18 protein-coding genes are annotated in these 18,947 nt (G+C 64.4%); 9 read left to right on the top strand and 9 right to left on the bottom strand.

What is annotated here, in order from left to right; all coding sequences use genetic code 11:
- Positions 1–50 precede the first annotated feature (50 nt).
- Positions 51–488, bottom strand: coding sequence for a type II toxin-antitoxin system VapC family toxin (locus HL671_RS35770; protein ID WP_172243451.1), 438 nt, complete (start codon positions 486–488; stop codon positions 51–53).
- Positions 485–766, bottom strand: a complete 282-nt coding sequence (locus tag HL671_RS35765; protein ID WP_172243448.1) for a type II toxin-antitoxin system Phd/YefM family antitoxin — start codon at positions 764–766, stop codon at positions 485–487. The genes HL671_RS35770 and HL671_RS35765 overlap by 4 nt, the downstream gene beginning before the upstream one ends.
- An 811-nt stretch (positions 767–1,577) precedes the next feature.
- Between HL671_RS35765 and HL671_RS35760 the strand changes: the two genes are divergently transcribed.
- The 4 genes from HL671_RS35760 to ipdC all read left to right on the top strand — a co-directional run bounded on the left by HL671_RS35760 (position 1,578) and on the right by ipdC (position 5,756).
- Positions 1,578–2,906, top strand: a complete 1,329-nt coding sequence (locus HL671_RS35760; protein ID WP_172243445.1) for a DUF3422 domain-containing protein — start codon at positions 1,578–1,580, stop codon at positions 2,904–2,906.
- A gap of 70 nt (positions 2,907–2,976) precedes the next feature.
- Positions 2,977–3,669 (top strand): DUF2848 domain-containing protein, encoded by a 693-nt coding sequence (locus HL671_RS35755; protein WP_012040844.1) that lies wholly within the window; start codon positions 2,977–2,979, stop codon positions 3,667–3,669.
- A gap of 145 nt (positions 3,670–3,814) precedes the next feature.
- Positions 3,815–4,039, top strand: coding sequence for a hypothetical protein (locus HL671_RS35750; RefSeq protein ID WP_172243418.1), 225 nt, complete (start codon positions 3,815–3,817; stop codon positions 4,037–4,039).
- A gap of 79 nt (positions 4,040–4,118) precedes the next feature.
- Positions 4,119–5,756: an indolepyruvate/phenylpyruvate decarboxylase gene (gene ipdC / locus HL671_RS35745; protein WP_172243442.1), complete on the top strand. Its 1,638-nt coding sequence runs from the start codon at positions 4,119–4,121 to the stop codon at positions 5,754–5,756.
- A gap of 27 nt (positions 5,757–5,783) precedes the next feature.
- Here the strand turns inward: ipdC and HL671_RS35740 are convergent, their stop codons facing one another.
- The gene (locus tag HL671_RS35740) at positions 5,784–6,932 is read right to left on the bottom strand and encodes a hypothetical protein (RefSeq protein WP_012040847.1); all 1,149 of its coding nucleotides are present in this window, start codon (positions 6,930–6,932) and stop codon (positions 5,784–5,786) included.
- A gap of 308 nt (positions 6,933–7,240) precedes the next feature.
- Here HL671_RS35740 and HL671_RS35735 point away from each other — a divergent pair, with 308 nt between their 5' ends.
- Positions 7,241–7,861 carry a response regulator transcription factor gene (locus HL671_RS35735; protein ID WP_012040848.1) on the top strand — a complete coding sequence of 207 codons (621 nt, stop codon included), beginning with the start codon at positions 7,241–7,243 and terminating at the stop codon, positions 7,859–7,861.
- Positions 7,862–8,042: 181 nt separating this feature from the next.
- On the opposite strand, the gene HL671_RS35730 is transcribed toward HL671_RS35735, so the two are convergent.
- The 6 genes from HL671_RS35730 to HL671_RS35705 form a co-directional block, all read right to left on the bottom strand.
- The gene (locus HL671_RS35730) at positions 8,043–8,288 is read right to left on the bottom strand and encodes a hypothetical protein (RefSeq protein WP_012040849.1); all 246 of its coding nucleotides are present in this window, start codon (positions 8,286–8,288) and stop codon (positions 8,043–8,045) included.
- A 239-nt stretch (positions 8,289–8,527) separates the two neighbouring features.
- Positions 8,528–11,080, bottom strand: a complete 2,553-nt coding sequence (locus HL671_RS35725) for a hybrid sensor histidine kinase/response regulator (RefSeq protein ID WP_172243439.1) — start codon at positions 11,078–11,080, stop codon at positions 8,528–8,530.
- Positions 11,080–11,499, bottom strand: coding sequence for a response regulator (locus HL671_RS35720; RefSeq protein ID WP_172243436.1), 420 nt, complete (start codon positions 11,497–11,499; stop codon positions 11,080–11,082). Before HL671_RS35720 ends, HL671_RS35725 begins: the two co-directional genes overlap by 1 nt.
- Positions 11,500–11,742: 243 nt before the next feature.
- Positions 11,743–12,132, bottom strand: a complete 390-nt coding sequence (locus tag HL671_RS35715; protein ID WP_012040852.1) for a response regulator — start codon at positions 12,130–12,132, stop codon at positions 11,743–11,745.
- A 229-nt stretch (positions 12,133–12,361) separates the two neighbouring features.
- Positions 12,362–13,078, bottom strand: coding sequence for a Crp/Fnr family transcriptional regulator (locus tag HL671_RS35710; RefSeq protein ID WP_012040853.1), 717 nt, complete (start codon positions 13,076–13,078; stop codon positions 12,362–12,364).
- A gap of 504 nt (positions 13,079–13,582) precedes the next feature.
- A complete protein-coding gene (locus HL671_RS35705; protein WP_172243433.1) occupies positions 13,583–13,759 on the bottom strand; it encodes a hypothetical protein in 177 nt (58 codons plus the stop codon).
- On the opposite strand from HL671_RS35705, the gene HL671_RS35700 reads away from it, so the two are divergent.
- From HL671_RS35700 to HL671_RS35685, 4 genes are all read left to right on the top strand, one after another.
- On the top strand, positions 13,758–14,498 hold the full coding sequence (locus HL671_RS35700; protein ID WP_172243430.1) for a histidine kinase dimerization/phospho-acceptor domain-containing protein: 741 nt from the start codon (positions 13,758–13,760) through the stop codon (positions 14,496–14,498). The genes HL671_RS35705 and HL671_RS35700 overlap by 2 nt on opposite strands.
- A 303-nt stretch (positions 14,499–14,801) precedes the next feature.
- Entirely contained in the window at positions 14,802–16,346 is a 1,545-nt protein-coding gene (locus tag HL671_RS35695; RefSeq protein WP_172243427.1) for a flagellin N-terminal helical domain-containing protein, read from the top strand.
- 202 nt (positions 16,347–16,548) lie between these two features.
- Positions 16,549–16,944, top strand: a complete 396-nt coding sequence (flbT, locus tag HL671_RS35690) for a flagellar biosynthesis repressor FlbT (protein WP_172243424.1) — start codon at positions 16,549–16,551, stop codon at positions 16,942–16,944.
- 255 nt (positions 16,945–17,199) lie between these two features.
- The coding region (locus HL671_RS35685; RefSeq protein WP_172243421.1) for a chemotaxis protein CheA at positions 17,200–18,947 on the top strand (1,748 nt) is incomplete at its 3' end.

The raw sequence follows: 18,947 nt of genomic DNA, 5'->3' as shown, positions 1-18,947 counted from the left end.
ACGTGACAATTGCGTGCGCTGCGCATGGGATCTGCGGACCCCTCACCGGCTCAGCCCGCGTCGTCGCCGTCTGTCCAGGGATTGAAAAGGGGCGTTCCGGTCGCGGCGAAGTCTTTCCCGTTGCGCGTGACGAGAGTGAGTCCATGCACCAAAGCGGTGGCTGCGAAGAAGCCATCCATCACCGAGAGCGCGATACCGCGTCGATGGCCTGCCGCCATCACGTCGCCCCAGCGCAGCGCGACGGCCTGATCGATCGCGAGGATCCGACCGGCAAATCGCGACGGCAGGTCATGACTGAGCCAGGCCGCGAGAGCCGTCCGTCGGCGGCCTGCGTCCAAAAGTTCGATGCCTCGTTGGAGCTCCGCAAGTGAAGCCGTGCTGATGAAGACCCGATCCTCGTCGACGGTATCGAGCCAGCCGATCACGCGCCGATCGGGGACCGGGCGGCGAACCTCCGAGAGCACGTTGGTATCGAGCAGGAAGTTCACAGGTCGACGTCGCGCGGCTTGTCAGTCGAGCGTGGCAGGTCGAGGTCGGTCCCGCGCAGCGGCGAGGCCAGCAGGAACTCCGCGAGCGTCCCTTTGCGGGCGGTCTTGCGCGACCATTCCTCGGCCGAAACGACCACGGCAGCCGGCTTTCCGTTTCGGGTGATGACCTGCGGGCCAGCCTGAGCGCGGTCGACGAGTTCAGACAGCCGCGCCTTGGCGCCAGCAAGAGTCCAGGCGCCTTCCCGAGAGTCGGCTTTGCTTGACTTCGGCGTCTTCATGAAAGATGACTATAATGACCAAATTGACTATAATTGAGCGGCGCCCGGCTGCCAAGCACGGCTGCGCCGGGACTTTCGAGGCGTCGACGTTGTGTCGGCTGGCCGCCACCACTTTCAAAAGGTCCGCATCACCGTGCGCGGCGAGCTCGTTAGCCGCGGCAAGGCCAAGCGCGCCGACGATGTTCTCTGTTTCAGACCGAACATCCCTCTCGCGCTGCGCCACGATCGATGAGGTCAAGTCGCGCGGCTATGATCTCATGCGGTGGCGGACGGCCACGGCGACCTTGCAACGCTGCTTGCCGATCTGCGGCGGGCCGAGTCCGAGACGGCGCTGTCGCGTGATCGGCGCGAGGCGATTTTGCGGAGGCGCTCGCACGAGGAACGCGGAGCGTTTTCTGACGCATGACGAGGAGATCGCCGAGGCGCCAGCTGCGATCGCGCGGAAGGCACGAGCGGCATGCTGCGTCGACATTCACGCCACCGATGCGATCTGAACAGGTGTGAGCCGGTCTATTGGGACGCGCACACTGCCCTTCCTCCCCGTTCTTCGCGACATCAAGATGCGCGAGGCTGGCGCAACGCCGCAGCCGTGGCGCCGTCATTGAATTGCGCTACAGTGGCGTCAAACAGGGGCGGCCTTGCGCGAGTCGGGTGCGGCCGAGCAAAGGGAGGTGGGTGGCGGCATGACGGGAGTGATCGTTCCAGACGCGGTGGCCGCGTGGGCGCCGTGCGCTGCGGCTGCAGATGCAGATGTGTCGCCAATCCGCAGCGCCGCCGCAGCGCGATGGGCAGCCGCCGATGGAGCCCGCCGATGACCGCCGCATTCGACCTCTCTGCCTTCACGCCGCACGCGCTGCGCGACAGCGTGCTGAACGAGGTGCATGCGCGGCCGTTCACGCCGCTGACCCAGCCGGTGCTGGTGATCCGCTTCGCCTTCATGGCGAGAGGCGACAGCGCCGCGGCCGATCGCGCCAGCCTCGCGGCATTCTGCGCGCAGCACGGCGCGCCGCCGCCGGAGCCGGGCGTCAAGCATCACCAGGTCGATCTCGGCCAGGTCCGGCTGCGCTTCGAGCAGCATTCGGAATTCGCCACCCTGACCTGGATCTGGACCCCGCCGGCCGGCGCCGGTCCGCGCCGCTTCGGCACCATCGCGCCTGAACTGCAGGCGCTGATCGCCGCGCTGCCGCAGGCCGGCGAGCTGCTGGTCGCGGTCAAGCTCGAGGTTGAGAACGCGGCCGATCCGGTGGCGCGTGCGGAGGAGATCTTCAACAAGACCAGCCTCGCGATCGTCACGATCAAGGGCAGCGCCGGCGCGGTCGCCTCCGACTTCCGCCTCGACGAGGACGGCTTCACCCGCATCCTGGTCTGCGCCGACGGCCCGACGCAGGAGCGGCTTGGGGCGCTGGTGCAGCGCGCGCTGGAGCTCGAGACCTATCGCACGTTGGCGCTGCTCGGCCTGCCCGCCGCGCTCGAGCTGGCGCCGCAGGTCGACCGCATCGAGCGGCGGCTCGGAGAGGTGCTCGTCGAGATGCAGGGCGCCGAGACGCTGAAGATCAACAACCATCTGCTCGACGAGCTGACCGAGCTTGCGGCGTCGTTGGAGCGTGGCGCCACCGGCTCGCTGTTCCGCTTCGGCGCCAGCCGCGCCTATTGGGAGCTGGTGCAGGCGCGGCTCACGGTGATCGAGGGCGAGCCGATCACGCCCTATTCGAGCTGGTCCTCGTTCCTCTCTCGCCGCATCGCGCCGGCGATGCGCACGCTCACCACGCTGGAGCGGCGGCAGGACAATCTGTCGCGTAAGCTCGCCCGCGCCGCCGACCTGTTGCGCACCCGCGTCGACGTCGAGCTGGAGGAGCAGAACCGCGACCTGCTGCGCTCGATGAACGAGCGCACCAAGCTGCAGCTGCGGCTGCAGAGCACGGTCGAGGGATTGTCGGTGGCCGCGATCGGCTATTACGTCGTCAGCCTGTTCGGCTATCTCGCCAAGGGCGCGCACGACATCGGCCTGCCGGTCGAGCCGACCTTCGCCACCGCGGCCTTCGTGCCGGTCGCGATCGCGCTGATCTGGTTCACGACGCACCAGATCCGCAAGCGGCATCTCAAGGAGGATCATGAGGCGGAGAAGACGGCCGGGGAATGAGGGACGGGCGCTTGCCAGCGCGCGACAGCGGCGTTAAGCGGCGTGCTGATCAGCGGGAGGCGATGAGACGATGAGCGGCATGACGATCGATGTTCTGGTTCACGCGGGCGGAACGGCCACGCGGCAGCAGGTCACGGTGAACCGCCTCGTCATCGCCGGCTGGACCGGGCGCGATCCGGTGGCGCGCGACAAGCACATTGCCGAGCTCGAAGCGCTCGGCATTCCCCGCCCGGCGACCACGCCGATCTATTACGAGGTCGCGGCCCGCCGCCTCACCACCTCGGACGCGATCGAGGTGAGCGGCGCCGACTCGTCCGGCGAGGTCGAGTTCGTGCTTGTGAAGGCCGGCGGCCGGCTGCTGCTCGGCGTCGGGTCCGATCACACCGATCGCAAGGTCGAGACCTACAATATCACCGTGTCGAAGCAGATATGCGACAAGCCGGTCGCGCCGGAATTGTGGCTGGTCGACGATGTCCTGGCGCATTGGGACCAGTTGGTGCTGCGGGCCTATGCGACGATCGGCGGCGAGCGCGTGCTGTATCAGGAGGGTGCGCTGAGCGGGATGCTGGCGCCGGCCGATCTGATCGCGCGCCGCTATGGCGAGGCCGGCTTGCCGGAGGGCACCGCGATGTTCGGCGGCACTTTCGCCGCCAAAGGCGGCATCCGCCCGGCCGACCGGTTCGCCTACGAGCTCGTCGATCCCGTGCTGAACCGTTCGATCCGCCACGGCTATGCGATCGAGCAGCGCGTGATCGCGGGCTAGGTGCGGAGGAACGAGACAGCGGAGGAACGAGAAAGGGGACGCGGCCGGCTGGCATTGTCGAGATGTCGTTTCACGCTGTGTGATGCGTTCCACAGTCGGGCCGACGCGCTCGGCGCCATTGTCCATCGCAACGATGGAGATGGAAATGACCTACATACTCGATGCCGCTCTCGCTGCTGCGCTGCTGTTCTTCCTGTTCCTGCCGATCACCGACCGCCGAACGGTGATGATGAAGCTTGGCATGATCGCGGTGCTGGCGGTCTCGTTCTCGCTGTCGCTGAGCATCTCCCGCACCGCCGCGCCGGACGGCCGCGCGGCGGCGACCTTGGTGAGCAGCAATCAGGTGCCGCCGGCCGCTCCGGCCCGTTGAACCATCGTGAGGTCCTGACATTGGCACGGCGCCGCTCATCGTGTAGCACCGGTCGACGCTCCCGCGCAGGAGGACGCTGATGCCTGCTCTCGCTCATGTGCTGCTTGCCGCTCTGAGGGACCACGGCGCCCGCGAGATCTTCGGCATTCCCGGAGATTTCGTTCTGCCTCTGTTCAAGGTCATCGAGGAGAGCAGGATCCTGCCAGCCGTCACGCTCAGTCACGAGCCGGCGGTCGGCTTTGCGGCGGATGCCGCGGCCCGTTATCACGGCGGCCTCGGCGTTGCCGTCGTGACCTATGGCGCCGGCGCGTTCAACCTCGTGAACTCGGTCGCCGGCGCCTATGCCGAGCGCTCGCCCGTCGTGGTCATTGCCGGCGCGCCCGGCGCGCGCGAGCGCGTGTCCGGCTTCCTGCTGCACCATCAGGCCCGCACGGTGGATACCCAGCTTGCGGTGTTCAAGGAGATCACCTGCGATCAGGCCGTTCTCAGCGATCCGGCCACCGCGCCGGCGCAGATCGCGCGTGTGCTGCGCAGCGCAAAGGAAATGTCGCTGCCGGTCTATCTCGAATTCCCGCGCGACATGGTCGATGTCGAAGCCGAGCCGGTGGTGCCGCTGCCGCCGCGGCGGGCCGATCAGGACGCGCTCGGCGAGTGCGTCGAGGAGATCCTCGGCCGTATCGCGCGCGCCGAGCGCCCGGTCATCGTGGTGGACGTTGAGATCCGGCGTTATGGAGTTGAGGACAGGATCGCGGCGCTGGCGCGCAAGCTGGGCCTGCCCCTGGTCACGACCTTCATGGGACGCGGCTTGCTCGACCAGGCCGACGATGTCGTCGCCGGCACCTATCTCGGCGCCGCGGGAAATCCCGCGATCACCGCGCTGGTCGAGGATGCCGATCTGGTGCTGATGCTCGGCGTGATCCTGTCGGATACGAATTTCGCGCTGTCAAACCGGGCACCGGACCCGCGCCGCATGATCCTGGCGGCGAGCCGCGAGGTGCAGATCGGCCATCATGTCTATCGTGACATGCCGCTCGGCGATCTCATCGATGCCCTGGACGATCGCGCAACGCCGCGCGCGGCGCCGGCCGATCGGGTCCGGCAGCGCTCGGCCTATCCGCGCGGTCTGGTCGCCGACAGCAACCCGATCGCGCCGTCGGACATCGCGACCGCGATCAACGACATGTTCGATCGCCATGGCCGGATGCCGATGACCGCCGATATCGGCGACTGCCTGTTCACGGCGATGGAGATCGACAACACGGCGCTGGCTGCGCCCGGCTACTATGCCGGGATGGGGTTTGGCGTGCCGGCCGGCATCGGGGTCGCGGCGACCGGGCTGCGGCCGCTGATCCTCGTCGGCGATGGGGCGTTTCAGATGACCGGCTGGGAGCTCGGCAATTGCCGGCGCTACGGTCTCGATCCGATCGTGGTGCTGTTCAACAATTGCAGCTGGGAGATGCTGCGGGTGTTCCAGCCGGAATCGCGCTTCAACGATCTCGACGACTGGCACTACGCCGACATTGCCAAGTCCATCGGCGGTGTCGGCGAACGCGTCACCACGCGGGCCGAGCTTGTTGCCGCGCTCGAACGCGCCGTGGAACGGCGCGGGCAGTTCTCGCTGGTCGAAGTGATGCTGCCCCGTGGCAAGACGTCGGACACGCTGGCGCGCTTCGTTGCCGGCTTCAAGTCGGCGCGTGAGCGGATGGCCGGAGGATGAGCAAAGCGACCGGCGAGATCGGCGGACTCAGCCGGTCGTCGAGCGCAATGCGGTCTTGATCGCATCGCGGCCTTTCCAGGCCAGGTAAGTGAGGCGGCCGCTGAGCGAACGGTGGCCGCGCAGGCGGTTCGAGCCGAGCACGTGTCCGACCTCGTCCGGGAACCGCTTGATCTCGGCCTGGACCATCCGGTCGGTGCTGGTCATGATCGCCTCCAGCCGTGCGCCCCAGTCGGACTCCTCGATCCGGTCGATGCGCACCTGGATCGCGTATTCGATCTCATAGATGCTGGTCAGGATCTCCTTGGCCGTGACCACGCGGTTGTTCTTCAGGGCCATTCGCAGCGCCAGCCGCTTGTCCTCCAGCTGATCGAGCACCATCGGAATGGTCATGGCATAGGGCGCCGCAACGACGTCGGCGACGTTCTTCGTTCGTGCGGCCTTCGTCGCCAGCCGCATCACCTGCCATGGCTCCTTCAGCCGCTTGGCGACCAGCGTCAGGGCGAATGGCACCGCTTCCGGCTCCTTCTTGCGAAGGCCATCGAGTAGCAACGCCATCTTCTTGACCTGCGGGTCGTCGAACTCGGCGATCCGATCCGGCAGTGAGTCGGCGAACTTTGCGAGCTCGTCGCGGGCGCGCAGCGCTTTCATCAGCTTGACGACATCGTCGAAGACCGACGGCGACGCCGTATAGGCCTTGAGCTTGCTGCGAACCTGCTCGATGCCGTCAGCGCGCGCGAGCGTGCCCTCCAGCGACTTCGTCACCTTGGTCTGGAAGGCACTCGCGACCTGGCGAATCTCCCGCTGCTTGTCCGCCGCGATCAGGTCCCGCATCTGTGCATTATAGTCGCGCGCCATGGTCGGCAGCAGATCGCGCGAGATCCATTCCCAGATCGGCGTCAGCGAGCCGCGGGCGATGCGGCCTTCATTGGCATGCTCCGGTGAGCCGTCGATCAGGAGCTGCTCCACCGGCATGAAAAAGTAGCGCGAGGGATTGGCCGTCCGATGGCCGCCGACGCCATCCTTGCGGATCTCGGCCCGCAGGCGGGCCTGGATATCCGCCGATCCGGGCATGTCGACACCGCTCAGCTCGAGCCGCTCCAGCTCGCTGAGAAGACAGCTCCGCGTCAACGGCGACAACCGCTGCAGAAATTCCCAGATCCGGTCGACCGGTCCCATGCGTCTGGCTGTCAGCTGAATGTCCGAACCCGCTCGCCTCTATGGGCGAGAACGGGAATATCGAACCACGAAACAGTTGGTGCTCGATTAATTCCGGTAAACAAAGCCACCAAACCATGGCCTGTTCGCTCGGCATGGCCGGTCGGTCCCGCCGTCTCAGAGGCATATCGCCCTAAGAGAGTTAACTTCCAGCCGTGCAGCTCATGAGGGAAATTTCTCGACTTTTGCGGGAGTTCTGCGGAAAATCCCGTATTGTTACGGGTTCCAATATTAACCATGTTAAAGTTTCCGAGCCGTCAAGATGAGGCATGGCACAGCTGAGACACAGACTTCCCGACGATCGCGGCGTCGCCCTGTCGAGCGCGCCGAAAGTTAACGACGGCGGCTTGGCGCCCCCTCGCGCCGAGGCGCTGGGTGCGCCCGTCACGGCACAGGCCGAGCCATCCGACGGACTTGTCGCCTTGACCGGCCAGCTCAACGGCTCGCTCACGGCGCTGATGCTCTACATGGGCGAGATCAAGCAGCGGAGCGATGACATCGCCAGGACGCCCGGCGACCGTCGCCATGTCCAGATGATCGTCGACAACGCACTGATGCAGACAGAGCGGATTTGCACGCTGGTCAGCCAAATGGCTGGTGCGCAGCCGCAATGCGGATCTGCGCCGCGAAGCCTGCCGGGCCAGGATTCCGTCGTTATCGGCACGGCTACGACGTCAAGACACCCAGGCCGGACCAACAAGTCGCTGACCCCTCGCGAGCGCGAGGTGCTCGAATTGATCAGCGCAGGACACTCGAACAAGGAAGGCGCGCTGCGCATGGGGATCAGCCCGCGTACTTTCGAAAGCCATCGCGCCGAGGCGATGCGCAAGCTGGGTGCACGCAACACCGCCGAGCTGGTTCGCGCGGCGTTACTCAATCAGATCGGATGATCCCACTTGGCTGCGTGTTGGCTTGCGGACTACGCCACAGCCTAACGAGCAGCATCGACCGCGATGACGGCTGGGCATCGATCGCGGATTGCGGTTGCTGCTGTGTCGGGCGAAGCGGCGGCGTTGCGATCGCATTGATCAGGCACTTGGCGAGCCGATCGAGATGCGGGCTGCCCGGCTATCAGAAATAATCCTCGGCGAAAGGACGAACGCGGGACGCGGGGCGCAGTGGAGCCTGTGCCTTGGCGGGCGCCGGCACGAGCGTAATCGTCCAGCGTGGCGGAACGCTGGCTTCCTTCTCCATCACGGAGCGGACGTGGCCCGTGATCGTGGCTCCGCCGGATTTCACTGTTGCGGTCCGGCCGTTGAACTGCGCAATTCGGAAACGCCTGACTTCCTTCTGGTCGGCGGTTTCAAATGTAAACATGGGACACATCTCCTATGTATCCGCCAGTCTCGCAGCTCATGATTAGTTGATTGTGAAAATCGTGAGCCGTAGAAGTACGGCGTCAACTCATTGTAAGGAATTGCCGGTATCGCGATCGGCGAATCTCTCCGATCTGCATCAGCCGTTCTCTTGTCGGTCGCTGCTTGCGCCAGCTCATCCCGCGAATCCAAGATTGTTGCCGGATGAGTGCGCGTCCCTGGCTGCAGGCCCGCGCTCCCTCAGTATTGCAGCTCCTGTGCTCGAGCTGCTTCATAGGCGGCATCGATGTTGTCGAGCAGCTCGGAATATTCCCTCGGCGACAGGCGGGGTGCGCTCTTCTCCAGCGCGAGTGCATAGGTCGCGAGCCGCCGATAGCCGAACGTTCCGGCTGCGCTCTTCAGAGAATGCGCCTCACGGCCGATCTTGATGCGCTCGCTGTCGAGCGACAGTTTCCGGAACAGCTTCAAGCGCGCATCGGTTTCGCTGAAGAAGACATTGCGAATCTCTTGCGCGGCGTCGTCGCCGATTTCGCCCACCAGCTCCGCGAAGGCTTCCCGGTCGAGCGCCGGTTCCGCGGGGATCTCTGCCTCGGCCGAAAACTCCGCCGGCATGTCGTCCTGTTCCACCGGGGCGAGCGGCGGCGCGTCCGAGGCGATGGTCTCGATTGCCAGGGTGCGGGCCGGCAGCACGCGCAAAATGGCTTCGACAAGCGCTTTCTTGCGGGCCGGCTTGACCACGAAATCGTTCATTCCCGCTTCGCGACAGGCGCGGATGTCTTCCATGAAGGCATTCGCAGTGAACGCGATGATCGGCACGTTCGAGCGGCGCTCGCCGCGCGCGCGGATGGTTCGTGTTGCCTGGAAGCCGTCCATCTCCGGCATCCGCACATCCATCAGGATCAAGTCATAGTTGAAGCGGCTTGCCGCTGTGACCGCTTCGGCGCCGTCGCAGGCGGTGTCGGTCTGGATGTCGAAATCCTTGAGCATCTTGGTGGCGACGAGCCGGTTGGTCGGGTTGTCGTCGGCGACCAGAACGCGCAATGGCCGGCCATAGGCGGCGATGCGGCTCTGCAGGGCAGCATAGATGCTGTCGTCATTCTGCTCGGGCACCGCGACGGCTTCGGCGATGGGCAACGTCAGGCGGAACGAGAAGGTCGAGCCGCGTCCCAGCGTCGAGGTCACGTCGATTTCGCCGCCCATCTGTTCGGTGAGCCGCTTGCAAATGGCGAGTCCCAGTCCCGATCCACCGAAACGACGGCTGATCGAGTTGTCGGCCTGAACGAAGTTAGCGAACAGCGAGCCGATCTTGTCGGCCGCGATACCGATTCCGGTATCGGTGACCGTCCATTCGACCGTGGCCTTCGCGTCGTCCTTGGCGAGGCAACGGGTCGTGATCACGACCTCGCCGGCGGCCGTGAACTTCACCGCATTGGATACGAGATTCAGCAGGATCTGACGAATGCGTCCTGCATCTCCGACCAGCGCCGGCGGTACTGCGGGGTCATTCACGCTTCTCAGCTTGAGGTCCTTGGCCGAGGCGCGTGGGCCGATGATGCTCAGCGTGTTGTGAACCAGCGCCTCGGCGGAGAATGCGATGTCCTCCAGCGACAGCTGCCCCGATTCGAGCTTCGAGAAATCGAGGATGTCATTGAGGATCTCGAGCAGATTATCGCCCGCATTATGGATCGCGACCACCGAGCGGCGCTGTTCGGGGTCGAGGTTGGTCTCGAGCAGCGTGGTGGCGAGTCCGAGCACCGCGTTCATCGGCGTGCGGATCTCGTGGCTCATCATTGCGACAAAGGTCGATTTTGCCGCATTTGCAGCCTCAGCCGCATCGATCAGGTGTTCATGCCGTTCCCACAAACGGGAGATCAGGACGGCCGCTGCGAGGACCGCGGTGGCACTCACCAGGGACATGATGACCAGCAGCGTTGCCATCGCGCGCCAGGCCTTCAGGACGTGCTGCTCCGGCACCGATACGACGATCATGGCGGGATAGCTTGGCAGCATCTTCGCCGCGCGCAGGCGCATCTCGCCGGTCCGGCCCGAGAGCTCACGCAGCACACCGCCGGCGGCAAGCGCGCGCTGGCCGAAGCCGGAGGTCGACTTTCCGATCTCGCTGGTCGGCGGGAAGTGGGCAAGCAGGATGCCATCTTCGCGGATCATCGAAACTGAGGCATCGAGGCCCAGCGCCGTCGAGCCGAAGAAGTTTTCGAGATAGGGGACCGACATGGCACCGAGCAGCAGCCCCATGAACTCGCCCTTGCCGTCGTCCAGCCGTCGCGCAAAGTAGATGTTCCAGGTGCCGTCGCCACGGTTCTGCACGGGCGTGCTCACGTAGCTGCGCAGCGCCGAGTCGCCCTTCAGCGCCTTGAAGTAATCGCGGTCGGAAATGTTGACGTCAGGGATGGGCCAGTAGCGCGAGAAATTGAGCAGCCGGCCCTGCGCGTCGATCAGCGTCACCGCGTCGATCTGCGGAAGTCCGGCGATCTTCTCCTTGAGCAGCAGATGGGTCTGGTAGTCCGCGGCGACCTTGCCGTAGGTCGCTGCGTCGATGGCGCCGCCGCGCACCAGATAGTCCCTCACGCTCGACAGCACGAGATCCACCGACTTCACCGAGCGGTCGGCGTTTTCGGCGAGCGTCAGGCTGTGCCGGCTGAGATCCTCCTCGGCGTGCAACAGCGCGTTCTCGCGCAGGTTGGTGAGAAAGAACAGATTGCTGCCGGCGATGATGCAGATGAGGATGAGCGCGATTGCTGCCGGCGCACCCAGAACGCGTTTCTTCTTGTCCATCATCCTCTACCAGCCTGCCGTCGGACCAGCTTCTGGCGATCGGTCTCGCTCGCGATCTGCTTGAGGGTCTGCCGGAGCAAAGGCAGATTGATCGGCTTCGAAAACGGTGGGCAGACGTTCAGCTCAAGAAAATTGCCGATGCGTACCGAGGCGTCGAGCCTGTCGTTCTCGGAGGCGCTGATGATGAGAACAGGGCCGCGATATTTGAGCTCGGCGAGCCGTTGGAGCACTTCCGTGCCGGATCGCTCGCCGAGCGACAGATCCAGCGTGACGCAATCGAAGTACCTTGTTCGAAGGATGGCGGAAGCTGCGTCAACCGAACTTACGCCCGTCGTGTTGAAGCCGGCCTGGGTCGCAATCTTTCTGAGGATGGAGAGATGCACGTCGGCATCTTCGATCACGAGGAGCTCGTTGCGCATGAATTCATCGTCCCCTTGCCACCCCGAGCGCGGTTCTCGGCAACAGGAACTGGTCTAGCGTCCGGCTCTGACCCCCTCGTAAATTTTGGCTTCCGTACAACTACGGGGCGACCGCGCGGCAGGAGGCGTGCGTCGCGGGAGACCCGCGCGCCACGATCCAGAGCGCGCGGCGAAGGCGAGCTGAAAAACGAAGCGGCCGGAGGGGGCGCTCCGGCCGCTATGCTGATCCGGTGAAGACGGGCACTATTCGGCCGGGCCGAACACGGCTTCCATCTTGGTTTTGAGGGTCGCCGCATTGAATGGCTTGACGATGTAGTTGCTGACGCCGGCCTTCTTGGCGGCGATGACGTTCTCGGTCTTGGATTCCGCCGTAATCATGATGAACGGAGTCTTGGACAATTCGGGGCTGGCGCGGACCTCACGCAGCAGGTCGTAGCCGGTCATCGGTTCCATGTTCCAGTCCGAGATCACGAGGCCGTACTTCTTCGCCTGCATCTTGGCGAGTGCGGCGGATCCATCAGTGGCGTCGTCGACGTTCTCGAATCCGAGCTGCTTCAGCAGGTTGCGGATGATCCGGATCATAGTGGCGTAGTCATCGACCACCAGGATCGGCATCGACAGATCAAAGGCCATGTCATTACTCCGCGCGTTTGGTCAAAAGCCGAACACGGGCGAGATATTTCAGCACGAAAATTATTCGACGCTTTTTTGGAACTCGCGCTCGTCAGCAACGCGACAATTATCAGCGCCCGTTGAACAGCGCGTTAATTCCGCCCGGGCCAAGGATGTCGTTGGGCCCGTGGTCCGTAGTTGTACGGAACGTTCCGTCCGGTAGCGCCCGTCTGGTCGTGCCAGGCCAGGATCAGGGGTGGCACCGCATCAGCCGGTCATACTGGGACTTGACCGTGCCGTAGCATTCGCAGGCTGTCTTCTTCAGCCCCTCCAGATCGATGATCTCGATGTGGCCCCGGCTGTAGTGGATGAAGTCGGCCTGCTGCAGGGTGCTGGCGACCAGCGACACGCTGTTGCGCCGCGCGCCAATCATCTGGGCCAGCGACTCTTGCGTGATGTAGAGCTTGTTGCCGCCCGAAAGGTCGTGGGTCTGCAGGAGGCAACGGGCGAGACGTGACTCAACGGTGTGGGCGGCATTGCAGCCGGCGGTTTGTTGGCTTTGCAGATATACAGCAAGAGCATGTCTCAGCATTTGTGCGCGGAACGTCCCGCTCTGCTCGGCCGCATTCCGCACTCGCTCGATGTCGACCACCGACGCGGCCCCCGGGACGAGGACCGCCGCGGTGTTGAGCACCAACGACTCAGCTCCTCCGAGCAGCGACATGCTGCCGAAAAAACTATCTCGGCCGATCATCGCCACCTGGACGCGTTCTCCACGCGCAAGGTTGACGACCAGCGAGATGACGCCGCGATGCGGGAAGTAAATCCGAGACAGCTTCTCGCCCACCTCGGCGAGAACCGAGTCCTGGACCAGATCCACCGTCCGGAGGTAGGGGCGGATCAACTCGAAATCCTCGTCGGACAGCGACGAAAGGAAGCCGTTCGGAGAACGCAAGCCAAGGTCCAAAGCCATCTCCTGCATTGCGGTAACGGTGCCTCGCAGATCTCATCCACTCATGGTTCCATAGAACCGCGTGCTATCCGCTGACAAGAAAAAACAACCAGGACATCAGTCTTCGCGGCATGCAACCGCATGGCTGTGCTCGTTGATGTGCAGAGGCGGCGCCGTGCTGCCATCAGCTCGCACGTTTGAGCGCTTTCGAGCGTTGAGCGCAGCCTGTATACAATCTGCATAGCGTCCTGCTGGTCTGGCTATTGATGGTGGCGGCTGTCCAGGGACTCCATGCCAAGGCCCGTTCCAAAAAAACGAAAAGGCTGTACTAGTTCCGGTTGCGTCGCGCCTGCGATCGCTTTCACAGTCTTAGGCACAATTGACAGCGGTCATCTTGGAGCCAAAATCGCAGAGAAATGCGCTGATTCGTTTGACGGATCGTTTGCAACCGGATGCGTTCTTCAACGTGATGTGCTGGCATCAGCCGGCTTCTTGACGAGGCGTACCGGGACAAGCTTGTCAGTAAGCTGCAGATCGTTCGAAGCTGATGATGTGGGCTTCTGGGCGTGATCGCTGATCAGCCATGAAGGCCAACATCGCGGCCGCATGGATGCGCACTGCCGCGCCGTCGTTCGTGCGTGCTTGTTGACAGATAGTAAGCCAATCATCTTCAATCGCAGGTACCTTGAGACTCATGGCGCTCCCGACCCAGCAACAAGCCGGCCATCACAATGAGGACGCGAACGCCGCCAAGCCGGTCACCATCGAGCCGAACCCCGGTCTCGCGATCGTCGGCCAGGTTGCCGGCGGCCTGCTGCACGACTTCAACAACATTCTCACCGTGATCACCGGGACGATCGACATTCTCGCCGAGGCTGTCGAGGACAGGCCCGAGCTCGCCGCCGTCGCCCGATTGATCGACGAGGCAGCGACTCGCGGGGCCCGAATGACGGCCCAGCTGCTGTCGTTCGCGCGCGGGCGGCCGCCGCGGCCATGCGCGGTCGAACTGAGCGAGCTGCTGATCGACGTCGGACGTCTGTTGCGGCCGACATTGGGGACCGATGTCGAGGTCACGACATCGATCGAGCCGGCGGTGCCCGCGGTGTTTGCCGATCCCGGCCAGTTGATGGCTGCGCTGCTCTGTCTTGCGATCATGGCTCGACCGACGATCGAGAATGGCGGCAAGCTCGATATCCTGGCGAAGGCCATCGCTGCCGCCGAGGGCGACGACTCCGACGGAGCTTCATCCAACGTGCTGATTACGGTGACAGCGACCGCGACCGCCGCGGCGATCGTCCCCGCGGAGCGGATGTTTCCGGATATCCGCATGGTTACCGACTTCGTCATGCGGTCGAACGGGCAACTCGCGCTGAAAGCCTCCGATGGTTCTGCCGCAAGCGTCGAGATCGTTCTGCCCTGTGCAGTTCAGGACTGAAGCGCGACAGCGGGTCCAACCCGTCTCATAGTTAGCGACATCCTAACATGGCCTGGCCTGCCCCAAGGGGCGGAACGAGTTTCTGCGCGTATTGGGTGTGTCGTGGCAGAAATGTTCGCGGATTCATCTGCATTTCATTGCATTGATTAGCGGCCGATTAGGATTAACGCCGGCCGCGCCCCGCGCGCCGGGCTGCAACGGGCTGGATTTAACGAACGGGTAGGATTCCGCGGACCAGTCTGCACCATCGCCGACAGAACGGTGCGGCGATGTTTACTCGTGTTCATCCAGAAGGGAATGAAAATGTCAGGTATCGTACTCTCGGCGTCGGTGCGCCAGAATCTGCTCTCGCTCCAGTCGACGGCGCAGCTCCTCGCCACCACGCAGAACAACCTCTCCACGGGCAAGAAGGTCAACTCGGCGCTCGACAACCCGACCAACTTCTTCACCGCGCAGGGACTCGACAACCGCGCTTCCGACATCTCCAATCTGCTCGATGGTATCGGCAACGGCGTGCAGGTTCTGCAGGCCGCCAACACCGGCATCACCTCGCTGCAGAAGCTCGTCGACAGCGCCAAGTCGATCGCCAACCAGGTGCTGCAGAGCGCCGTCGGCTACTCCACCAAGTCGACCGTGACGTCGGCTGCGCTGACCGGTGCGACCGCCACCAGTCTGATCGGTGCCAGCACCACTGCCGTCACTGGCTCCGCCGTACTGAACGACAACACCTCGACCGCCGTGGCGATCACCGGCTCCACCAAGCTGTCGGGTACCCCGGGCACCTCGTCGAACGACCTGGCGTCCAGCATCACCACCGGCGACACGCTGGTCGTGAACGGCACCACCTTCACCTTTATCGCCGGCACGTCCTCGTCCGGCACCAATATCGGCGTCGGTGACACCGTTACGAACCTGCTGTCGACCATCCAGAGCGCGACCGGCGTCACCTCGTCGATCACGGCTGGCGCGATCACGCTGACGCCGCCGGCGGCAGGGCTGACATTGTCCGGTACGTCGCTGGCCAAGCTCGGTCTCAGCGCGGTCGGCAATTCCCTGTCCGGGCAGACGCTGACAATCGCCGCCACAGGAGGTGGCACGGCGACCAGTGTCACGTTCGGTCTTGGGACAGGGCAGGTCAACTCGTTGAACGATCTCAACGCGAAGCTTGCGGCCAACAACCTGCAGGCCACTGTCGACTCCGCGACCGGTAAGATCTCCATCACGACCACCAACGACGCAGCGTCTTCGACGATCGGTGCGATCGGTGGTACGGCGGCGGCCTCCAGCCAGTCCTTCAACGGCCTGACGGCGGCGGCTCCGGTGGCTGATGCGACCGCCCAGTCGCAGCGTGCAAGCTTGGTTGCGCAGTACAACAACGTGCTGGCGCAGATCAACACGACGGCAGCCGACGCGTCGTTCAACGGCATCAACCTGCTGAACGGCGACACGCTGAAGCTGACCTTCAACGAGACCGGCAAGTCCACGCTGTCGATCACCGGCGTGACCTTCAACACCGGCGGCCTGGGTCTGTCGACCCTGACCTCGGGCACCGACTTCCTCGACAACAACTCGGCGAACAAGGTGATCAAGGTGCTCAACACCGCGAGCTCCACGCTCCGGGACGAGGCGTCGACCTTGGGTTCGAACCTGTCGGTGGTGCAGGTCCGTCAGGACTTCAACAAGAACCTGATCAACGTGCTGCAGACCGGTTCGTCGAACCTGACTCTGGCCGACACCAATGAGGAAGCGGCCAACAGCCAGGCGCTGTCGACCCGCCAGTCGATCGCGGTGTCCGCGCTGTCGCTCGCCAACCAGTCGCAGGCGAGCGTGCTGCAGCTCCTGCGCTAAGGCGCAGCAGTTCAATCGACATCGGAGGCGGCGGGGCTGGTCCCCGCCGCTTTCGGCTCAAATATCCGGGATTCACGCCGGTCTCGTGCGAGGTCGCTGGCGCCGGTTTCCGCGAGCAAGCCGCGGACCGGCCGCAACAGCCATCCCTGTCGACGAGGATACAGCCCGCCGGCGGTGCCGCTCCCGAGAGGAGATCCAGGGGATGCCGCTGCGGGTCGAACTGAAGCCGTTCGAACGGATCGTGATCGGCGACAGCGTCATCATCAATTCGAACACGCGCGCGCGCTTCATCGTCGAAGGCGATGTGCCGATCCTCCGCGAGCGCGACACCGTCTCTGCCGAAACGGCGGACACGCCGGCAAAGCGCCTCTATCACTGCGTCCAGACCATGTATCTCAAGAACGACGCGATCCGCTATCGCGCGTCCTATCTGGCCTGCATGAACGAATTGCGGGAGTCCGTTCCGGACGCCGCCGCTCTCGCCGAGACCGTGGACCGCCATGTTGCGGCGGGAGCTCTCTACAAGGCGTTGAAGGCGATCAGGATGCTGATCCAGTGCGAAAGCCCGGCCATCGCGCCGGTCGAGGTGTCGCCTTGAAGTCCCCCGCACCTGCGAACCGATCCGCTCGGATCTCCAACGCAGGCTGCGGTTCCGTATTTGCACGGACATTAAAATTAACGGGACGGAGAAAAGCCCGGCCTAACGATGGCACGGAGGAAAGTCCGTTGAGCCGAGCCAACCGACGGCCGGGTTCGATGCCGAGCTGCATGGTGGTGGCTCCGGATCGACCGTCGATGACACGATCAGCGGTCGCCCGGCGATCGCAGCGCCAATTCTTGGAAGGCCAGTTTGATGGATGACCTGTTGCGTGAGTTTCTGACGGAGACCAGCGAGAGCCTGGACACCGTCGACAATCAGTTGGTGCGGTTCGAGCAGGAGCCGAACAACGCCAAGATCCTCGATAACATCTTCCGCCTGGTGCACACGATCAAGGGGACCTGCGGCTTCCTCGGCCTGCCGCGGCTCGAAGCGCTGGCGCACGCCGCCGAGACCCTGATGGGCAAATTCCGTGACGGCATGCCGGTGACCGGCGAGGCCGTGACGCTGATCCTCACCACCATCGACCGCATCAAGGACCTGCTGGCGCAGCTCGAGGCCAATGAGTCCGAGCCGGAAGGCGAAGACCGCGATCTGATCAGCGAGCTCGAGGCGATGGTCGAGCGCGGCATGGCCGCGATGGCCGCCGGCGCGGCGCCGCCACCGCTGGTGCCGGCCGCGCCCGCAGCGCCGCCGGCTGCGCCCGCGGTGACGCAGGGCTCCTTGATCGACCAAACCCTGGAGCGTCCGCTGCGTCCGGGCGAGGTGTCGCTCGACGAGCTGGAGCGCGCCTTCCGCGAGACTGCGATCGAGACGCCGCCCGCGCATGAGAAGGCGCCGGAGCCCAAAGCGGCCGCGCCCGCGCCGAAGTCCGAGCCGGCCAAGGTCGAGGCAAAGGCGGAGCCCAAAGCCGAAGCCCCCAAAAAGGCGGCGCGCGCCAAGGCCAATGCCGATGGCGAGGTGCATGAGAGCGACAAGGTCGCCAACCAGTCGATCCGCGTCAATGTCGACACGCTCGAACATCTGATGACGATGGTCTCGGAGCTGGTGCTGACGCGCAACCAGTTGCTCGAGATCGCCCGCCGCAACGAGGACACCGAGTTCAAGGTGCCGCTGCAGCGGTTGTCCAATGTCACCGCCGAACTGCAGGAGGGCGTCATGAAGACGCGCATGCAGCCAATCGGCAATGCCTGGCAGAAGCTGCCGCGCATCGTCCGCGACCTCGCGACCGAACTCGGCAAGCAGATCGAGCTCGAGATGCACGGCGCCGACACCGAGCTCGACCGCCAGGTGCTCGACCTGATCAAGGACCCGCTCACCCACATGGTGCGCAACTCCGCCGATCATGGCCTGGAGACGCCGGCCGAGCGCGCCGCGAGCGGCAAGGCCGAGCAGGGCACGATCCGTCTCTCCACCTATCATGAAGGCGGCCACATCATCATCTGCATCGCCGACAATGGCCGCGGTCTCAACACCGAGCGCATCAAGGCCAAGGCGGTCGCGAACGGTCTCGTCACCGAGGCCGAGCTCGAGAAGATGACGGAAGCGCAGATCCACAAATTCATCTTCGAGCCGGGCTTCTCGACGGCCGCCGCCGTCACCTCGGTCTCGGGCCGCGGCGTCGGCATGGATGTGGTGCGCACCAATATCGACCAGATCGGCGGCACCATCGATATCAAGTCGGTGGCCGGCGAGGGGTCCTCCGTCACCATCAAGATCCCGCTGACACTCGCCATCGTCTCGGCGCTGATCGTGGAAGCCGGCGGCGACCGCTTCGCGATCCCGCAATTGGCTGTCGTCGAGCTGGTGCGCGCGCGCGCCAATTCCGAGCACCGCATCGAGCGCATCAAGGACACCGCCGTCCTGCGCCTGCGCAACAAGCTCTTGCCGCTGATGCATCTGAAGAAGCTCCTGAAGATCGACGACGGCTCGTCGACCGATCCGGAGAACGGTTTCATCGTGGTGACGCAGGTCGGCAACCAGACCTTCGGCATCGTGGTGGA

It is taken from the genome of Bradyrhizobium denitrificans, assembly GCF_013179005.1.
In the GTDB taxonomy this organism is placed as follows: domain Bacteria; phylum Pseudomonadota; class Alphaproteobacteria; order Rhizobiales; family Xanthobacteraceae; genus Bradyrhizobium; species Bradyrhizobium denitrificans.
The sequence above is the reverse complement of the archived record's forward strand: the minus strand, read 5'-3'. Positions and strand labels throughout refer to the sequence as shown.